Below are 1614 nucleotides of genomic sequence, written 5' to 3' on the forward strand. Positions count from 1 at the left end.
CTCCAATTATTACTCCAGGAAAAACAAATAACATTGGGAGCCAAACAGGACCAAATAGCACTCCAAATATCGTTACTTTTGAGGAAAAAATCAATCCAACCGTTACAAAAAATGCAGCGAATACATACGGAAGAAAAGACCAAGTATCTTTCCCACCGCCTGCATCTTTTACAGCATCCCACATCGAAAAAAAATATAAACAAGGGTAAAACATCAGCCACTGATAATCTGCCTGTTTTATGGCATCACCAATTTCCCCGTGAAAGCTTAAAAGTATGAGCTGGTTAAAATTGGCTTGTACATTTATCAGGAATTCAAGGATCAAGAGTACTGTGCCTTTAAAGTATTTTCTGTTTAAATATTGACCAAAACCTGGAAGTGCAATACTCCACATTAGTATTTCAAATACACTTTTAGTCATTCTATATACCCTAATAAATTATTTCTATTATTTTTCTTTTGCAATTTCCTGTCTATTAGGAGCAAGAGGTGGCTGTTCTAACCAATTATTTTCCACCATAATATTAAACCACTTTTTAATCACCATAAGATTTTGTAGAATTGTTTTTTCGTAAGTAGCAACAAGGTCTGTTCGCATGGCTGACGCTAGACCTGTCCCATGATAAGCCTGTGCAGTTTGAAACAAGAATCCCATATGATACATCATTAACTTATCTGAAAAAGGAGAGTCTGTTGAATTAGTCACTTCTGTTTCCCAAGACTTAGGAGTTGGTAAATTATCTTTCTTCATTATGTTTGAAAAGTCCTGTATTTGTTCATTTGCCGCTTTCTCAGAATCCTCTAAGAATCTCCTTACTTCTTTTGTCTGAGCGACTTGGCTAAATGCAATAGAAAGAGTTTTTGTCATAATACTCTTTTTTAGGTTGAAAGAAATACTTATGACTTCAATTGCAGTTAATGACCTACCTTTTCCGAAAAATCCATCGGTAAAATCTTGGGTAGAAATAAATTCAGGATTTTCAGCAGGATAGAATAAAGGGTCTCTCTGAAAACTCCCTTTCTCAAGTAATAAGTCAATTGTTTGATGATACATCCGCTTCCCATCATTATCACATGAGTCGTAAAAAAACCTTAAGTCCTCTCTGACAGAAGTACCTAATGAAGTTGAATGTCCTAGTAAACCATGTAAAGTCATGATATGTAAATAATTTAGGCAAAATATATCGCTAAACAGTCTCTCTTTGCCTTTGTTAAGATCAGATTCAGTAAATCCAATTGGTACTGGAAATCCTTCATTCTCTATAAAAGTTACGATTTGTTTCTTTTGTTTTGCAAACGTCACGATTGCATCTTTAAAAATAGATTTTATGGACTCGTCCTCAATAATAGAAAACATATACCTAATTACAATTTCAATGGCTGTTCCATTTACATACTCACCCCATAGTGTTCCTATTTCAGAAGATGTGAGTTTTAATTTGTCTTTATCCACGTTATCACCTCTTGAGTATTATGTTCTAATAGAGCAAGAACTATGAATAAAAAAGGATCTGAACAAAAGTAAAATTACTAAGAAGTCATTTTTGCATCTTTTTCGCATTTTTAATACTCCGCAATCGGGCGCTTTTCTGAAATAAGGAAAGCGTCTTTCTT

2 protein-coding genes are annotated in these 1614 nt (G+C 34.1%); both read right to left on the minus strand.

What is annotated here, in order from left to right; genetic code table 11:
- The coding region (locus tag V7164_RS02235; RefSeq protein ID WP_335353323.1) for a hypothetical protein at nucleotides 1–421 on the minus strand (421 nt) is incomplete at its 3' end.
- A 27-nt stretch (nucleotides 422–448) separates the two neighbouring features.
- A complete protein-coding gene (locus V7164_RS02240) occupies nucleotides 449–1453 on the minus strand; it encodes a DUF3231 family protein (RefSeq protein ID WP_335347382.1) in 1005 nt (334 codons plus the stop codon).
- Nucleotides 1454–1614 lie beyond the last annotated feature (161 nt).

The organism is Bacillus sp. JJ1474 (genome assembly GCF_036965225.1).
GTDB lineage: Bacteria > Bacillota > Bacilli > Bacillales > Cytobacillaceae > Cytobacillus.